This window comes from uncultured Thiocystis sp., assembly GCF_903866365.1.
Classification (GTDB): Bacteria; Pseudomonadota; Gammaproteobacteria; order Chromatiales; family Chromatiaceae; genus Chromatium.
In genome coordinates this window covers 1-5,559 of the sequence record NZ_CAIPNF010000369.1, presented here as the reverse complement: position 1 = coordinate 5,559, position 5,559 = coordinate 1, and the positions used below count along the sequence as shown (strand labels likewise).

Below are 5,559 nucleotides of genomic sequence, written 5' to 3'. Positions count from 1 at the left end.
GCCAAACTGGCCGAATGCAGTGCCGAATTCCTCTGTGTGCTGGGATTCATGCTCGACGGGCGACCCTTCTCGGTGGCGTGTGACGTGAGGCGCGCCTGGCCCTAATGGTGGCGCTTGATTAGTTTTGTACTGTACTGAGCCTCGCGATAGAGGGAATGGCATGTCGATATCGATGCTGAAAAAAGTTGTATAACCAATCATTGAGTGGAAAATGACGACGATCCATGCCATCAAGTAATTTCGCTGGCTCAGTTCCGCGCTGAAAGAGGCAGAGTGCCGGCAGTAACTCTACTGCGGCTTTGTCCTCCCTATGTTCACGATGGATGAGCGTTCTAAATAGTTGGTTAAGAAACAGAAGTCCTCGCTCCCCCGCCTCGATCGCGCCAAGCCCCAAGGCATAAAAAAGCAGCGTGGCAGGGTAGCGTTGCAACTCGACCCACACGTCATAACCGCCCTCGATACGCTGAGTCGCCAGCCGTACAAGGGCGTTCTGCCAGATCGTGTCGTGCCAGTCCTCAACCCAGTAACCGCCCACAGCCGCCATCGCAAGCAGCGTTTCGCACGCGGCTTCGTAAGCGCGCACCCGCGCGGTAAACGTAGTTGTGTCCGGTGCAGGGCCATTTTGGACGGCGAAAGCTGGTCCCGAGGTGGCTTCGAGCACTCGCTCGACCTCGCCGTTGATCAAGTCGGCAAGACGAATGCGATGCTTGGTCTCGGCAAGATAGCCCTTGAGACTAGCTACGGCAGCTTCGGTTGACAGTGGATGCGGACGCGAGAATTGATTTAAGGCTTCGACAAGGCGGGTGAGTTCGGAAAAAAAGCTGTCGGCACCGCCTATCCGTATGGCCTGCGCCTGCCGGTGCTCAATCAGGCGTTTGGCCGCGTTGCCGGGCTCTCCAACAAGCGCCCAAAAGTGGCTGAAGCGGCGGGACACCGAGCGTTCGATGACTTGACGTAAGGCCGGATCCCACTCTGCCGACCAGCCGCAGACGATCAGTCCGAACTCATCGAAGATTCGATCAAGCAAACTATCGAATTCGAGTGGGTACGACTCCAGTTCGCTAGGCGTGTTGCGTATCCGAGTATCCAGGTAATCGCCGTGAACTTTGAAGACGCAACATCGGGTATGTATCAGCGGCATTGCCCCGTGCACCTGATCTGGAGAGCTGAACACCGTGGGCACAATCCCCACGTCAGCCAGCGCCGTTTCCATGAGCCGGTCGAAATTCGTGGTGACGATGACGCGGATATGGCCTGTCGCCGCGAGACCTGCTATCGCCTGATGTGCGGCGGTCGGTGCCTTGATGCCTTCTGCGCGTTCCTCTTCAGTCGGTTCAATGTAGCCCCGCAGCAGTTGTTGGCGTTCAGCCGGCGTTTTGGCGAGCGCATCCAGGAGATCGGAGTAGTCGGGTTCCTGACCATACTTCTCGCGATACCAAGTTGCCGGATCGGGCTGGCAAGGCTCACCGCATACCTCGGCCAGCTTGCGCACGAAATCAATCGTGATTTCCCAGCCGGTCGGGATCCTGGCGGAACGCGAGACCCCAGATCCGAGAAGAACCGCATAGACGCCGGGATTCGCCTGTATCGAGAAGGCCAGAGAATGCAACGGCTCAATCATTCGTCTTCCTTTCGCGCAAAATGGATTGCACCGTCCGACTCCTTCAAAGAACCGCCTCCACGACCCGCTCGGCCTCGCGCAAGCGGATCTCGCCGGACATCAGCTTGGGGAGGAGCAGATCGCGGGTTTGGGCGAGGGTGCGGGATTCCTGTTCATTTTGAGCCAGCTTGATGTAAAGCGGGCTGGCGATTGAATCGAACGCTTTATGTAACGTGTTACTGGCGATAACGACCGGAAGCGGGCGAAAGTTGCTTTTGCTGATTTCCTGGAAGGTCGAACCGTTCGCCTTTTGAAGAATCGCCTCCATGTTTTCGCCAGTCCAGAGCCAAACGAAAAGGTTGGATAGTCGCTTTTGACAAACCATCGCAATAAATCCCTGATTGATCGCAACAGGGATCTCGGATACCGCGAGATAACCGATCGGTGCGCGAGACGAAAGAAGTACGCTTCCAATCGGCAGCAGGCCGGAGCTGATCTTCTCCATACCTGATTCAGTAATGGTTCGGGCTGTTTCCAGCAACACAGGGGTTTGCAGAGAAGATAAGTCCTTGGGCGTCGCCCAGTTGATGCAACCGCCCCAGAAAGCCGGTTCCTTCGTACTTGGGGTCGAGCCCCCGATGACTTGCACCTCTTGTCCAATCGTCGAAATTTCCCACCCCAACGGCTTATCCTCATCATCGAGGGCATCGGGGAAGAGTTCCCAGAGGTGCGGGGCGAGATAGGGCGCGCGGCCCTCGGCCTTGGCGCGCGTGGGGCCGAAATCCACGAACCAGTCCTTGAACAGCGCCCGCGCCATCGCCTCCAAGGTCGCGTTCGTCTGGCGGTTCAGCTCGATTTTGTCGTCGAGGGCGCTAAGTATCGAAGCTATGGCCTCTTGATCAGCAGGAGGCGGCACTACGAAAGGACAAGCAGACAGAATAGACGTATTCAGATTGGGCATGGTTGCGCCATGTGCATGGCGAACAATCCACTCCCGAACTGAAGGGTGGCCAAGATAAAAAGACGTGTAACGAGGATCAGGGCCTCTTTTGCCTAAGCGAACACGAAGACAACCAGTGCCACAAAGCCAACCAGATTCAGGTTCGCGCACAAGTGCGCGCTTTTCGACATCTCCTCTGCGACTGTAAACGATATCTCCTGGCTGTACGCAGTATCGCGTCAATCTATTCGCATCCAGAGGCTTGATACGCGCTATGCCATCTTCACATATGCGGTTATCCCCTATATTCTGCGGCATGACTGAAGGAATGCCGACAGGTACATAGTCAGATTTGTGAAGCTGGCTTCCAAATGGTCCGGTTTGAATATCGCCGCCACCCGCACGACAGACTTCTCCGAGAGTTGAATACACCCAGCCATCGGGCAGGTTCCCGATTAGTGTCTCAACCTTCATCGATCCCGACTCCTTCTAGCTTCTCCCGAATTACCGCCCCCAACTTCTCCCCCGCATCCAACTGCCCCTCCAGCTTAGTCCGCAACGCCGCGAACCGCTCCTCGAACGGCACGTCGTCTTCTTCCACCGCCGCCGCGCCGACATAGCGCCCCGGCGTGAGAACGTGGCCGTGACCGCGGATCTCTTCCCGCGTCGCCGACTTGCAGAAGCCGGGGATGTCGGCGTACTGGCCCGCGTCCGTCTCGCCGCGCCAGGCGTGGTAGGTATCCGCGATGCGCGCGACGTCCTCATTGGACAACTCCTTGCGCGTGCGGTCGACCAGGTGCCCGAGCTTGCGGGCGTCGATGAAGAGCACTTCGCCGCGCCGGTCGCGCAGTCCGCCGTTAGCCTTGCTCTTGGCCAGAAACCAGAGACAGGCGGGGATCTGGGTGGAATAGAACAACTGCCCCGGCAGAGCGATCATGCAGTCCACCACGTCGGCCTCGACCATCGCCTTGCGGATGTCACCCTCGCCGGATTGGCTCGATGACATGGAGCCGTTGGCGAGCACCACGCCGGCAGTGCCGTTGGGGCTCAGGTGGTGCAGGATGTGTTGCAGCCAGGCGAAGTTGGCGTTGCCGGCCGGCGGGGTGCCGTAGACCCAGCGGGCGTCCTCGCGCAGCTTGTCGCCGCCCCAGTCGGAGACGTTGAAGGGCGGATTGGCGAGGATGAAATCGGCGCGCAGGTCGGGCAGCTCGTCCTTGCGGAAACTGCCCTCGGAGTTCCAGCGGATGTCGGCGTCGATGCCGCGCACCGCCAGGTTCATCTTGGCGAGCCGCCAGGTGGTGTAGTTGGACTCCTGCCCGTAGATGGCCAGCTCGCCGATGCGTCCGCCGTGAGTCTCCAGGAACCGTTCGGCCTGCACGAACATCCCGCCCGAGCCGCAGCAGGGGTCATAGACGCGACCCTTGACCTGACGCTTGGGATCGGGGAAGGGCTCCAGCAGTTCGACCAGCACCCGCACCACCGAGCGCGGGGTGTAGAACTCGCCGCCGCGCTTGCCCTCGGAGCCGGCGAACTGGCCGAGGAAGTATTCGTAGACCCGGCCCAGCACATCACGCGCGCGGTCCTGGCCCTCGCCCAGCGCAATCCCCGAGATCAGGTCGATCAACTCGCCCAGCATCACGGCGTCGAGCGCCGGGCGCGCGTACTCCTTGGGCAGCACACCCTTGAGGCTGGTGTTGACCTTCTCGATGGCAAGCATGGCCTCGTCGATGCGCTTGCCGATGCCGGGCTGCTTGGCGGTGTCCTGCAGAAAGGACCAGCGCGCCTCCTTCGGCACCCAAAAGACATTCTCGGCGGAGTACTCGTCCGGATCCTCGGCACCCTCGGGATACTCGGCCAACAGCGCGTCGTGTTTCGCCTCGAAGCTGTCGGAGATGTGCTTGAGGAAGATCAGGCCCAGCGCGACATGCTTGTAGTCGGAAGGCTCCATGTTGCCGCGCAGCTTGTCGGCGGTCTTGAACAAATCGGCCTCGAAGCCGAGATCGCCGCCGTTGGTCGCGGGCTTGCCGTTGGTCTTCTTCTCGGCCATGGTCGATGCGTCATCCTGGGAGGTCTGGAAGGTAAGCGGGCGCGTGGCTAACTGGCGCAAGACCTGCTCGGGTGTTCGGTGGGGTCGGCGAGCATCGCCGCGTCGGGCTGACCGTTAGCGGGAGAATGACAACGACGGGAATCGTCGCGGATCATCACCTCCAGCATGTTGGCGAGGCGGCGATGTTCCTGCTCGGCCGTCTCGCGCAGCGCGGCTTTGATCTCGGGCAGGATGCGGAAGGTAATGGTTTCAGTCTTGACCGCAGCCATTCGTGACTGTCTCCCGGTTGGCAATCCTGCGCGTGTGATTGCAATATACCGCACACGTTGAACTGGCGCGACTGACGCACGCCCTCCAGGAGACCCGAGATAGACACCATCGCCGTGATCGACTTCGAGACGACCGGCCTCTCGCCCAATCGCGGGGATCGCGCCACCGAGATTGCCGCCGTCCTGGTGCGCGACGGCCAGATCGTTGATCGCTACCAGAGCCTGATGAACGCCGGGGTGCGCGTGCCCGCCTTCATCACCCAACTGACCGGCATCAGCACCGCCATGCTGCGCCAGGCGCCCCCGGCCCAACAGGTCATGGCCGAGGTGGCGGACTTTGTCGGCACGGTGCCCTTGGTCGCTCACAATGCGGCTTTTGACAGCAAGTTCTGGGATGCGGAACTGGCGAGACTTGGACGCACACGCGCTCAGGCATTCGTCTGTTCGATGCTGGTCGCCCGGCGGGTCTTGCCACAGGCGCCGAGCTACAAGCTGGGAAGTTTGGTCGCCATGGCTGGATTGCCCAGCGCGGCGCGCGCTCACCGCGCGCTGGCCGATGCCGAGATGGCCGCGCATCTGACGCTGTATCTGGAGCGTGAGTTGATGCGTCGCTTTGCGCTGAAGTCGGTGACGCATGCGTTGCTGGGGCGGATCCAGAAAGCGTCCAAGGGCGCGCTGCCAAGCTGTGTGGCACGATCTGCGG

General features: G+C 60.5%; 5 protein-coding genes. 1 reads left to right on the top strand and 4 read right to left on the bottom strand.

Translation table 11 applies throughout. The annotated features are described in order from the left end of the window. Positions 1-118 precede the first annotated feature (118 nt). Genes QZY07_RS20830 through QZY07_RS20815 form a run of 4 tightly spaced genes read right to left on the bottom strand, consistent with a single transcriptional unit; the run spans position 119 to position 4,856 of the window. Positions 119-1,621 carry an SIR2 family protein gene (locus QZY07_RS20830; RefSeq protein ID WP_295406851.1) on the bottom strand — a complete coding sequence of 501 codons (1,503 nt, stop codon included), beginning with the start codon at positions 1,619-1,621 and terminating at the stop codon, positions 119-121. Positions 1,622-1,664: 43 nt separating this feature from the next. Further along, complete coding sequence (locus QZY07_RS20825; protein ID WP_295406848.1) at positions 1,665-3,014, bottom strand: restriction endonuclease subunit S; 1,350 nt, start codon at positions 3,012-3,014, stop codon at positions 1,665-1,667. Next, a complete protein-coding gene (locus QZY07_RS20820) occupies positions 3,004-4,587 on the bottom strand; it encodes a class I SAM-dependent DNA methyltransferase (RefSeq protein ID WP_295406854.1) in 1,584 nt (527 codons plus the stop codon). Before QZY07_RS20820 ends, QZY07_RS20825 begins: the two co-directional genes overlap by 11 nt. Positions 4,588-4,634: 47 nt before the next feature. Next, positions 4,635-4,856 (bottom strand): hypothetical protein, encoded by a 222-nt coding sequence (locus tag QZY07_RS20815; RefSeq protein ID WP_295406845.1) that lies wholly within the window; start codon positions 4,854-4,856, stop codon positions 4,635-4,637. 99 nt (positions 4,857-4,955) lie between these two features. Between QZY07_RS20815 and QZY07_RS20810 the strand changes: the two genes are divergently transcribed. Then, positions 4,956-5,559: 3'-5' exonuclease (locus QZY07_RS20810; protein WP_363184606.1), on the top strand; the 604-nt coding region annotated here is incomplete at its 3' end.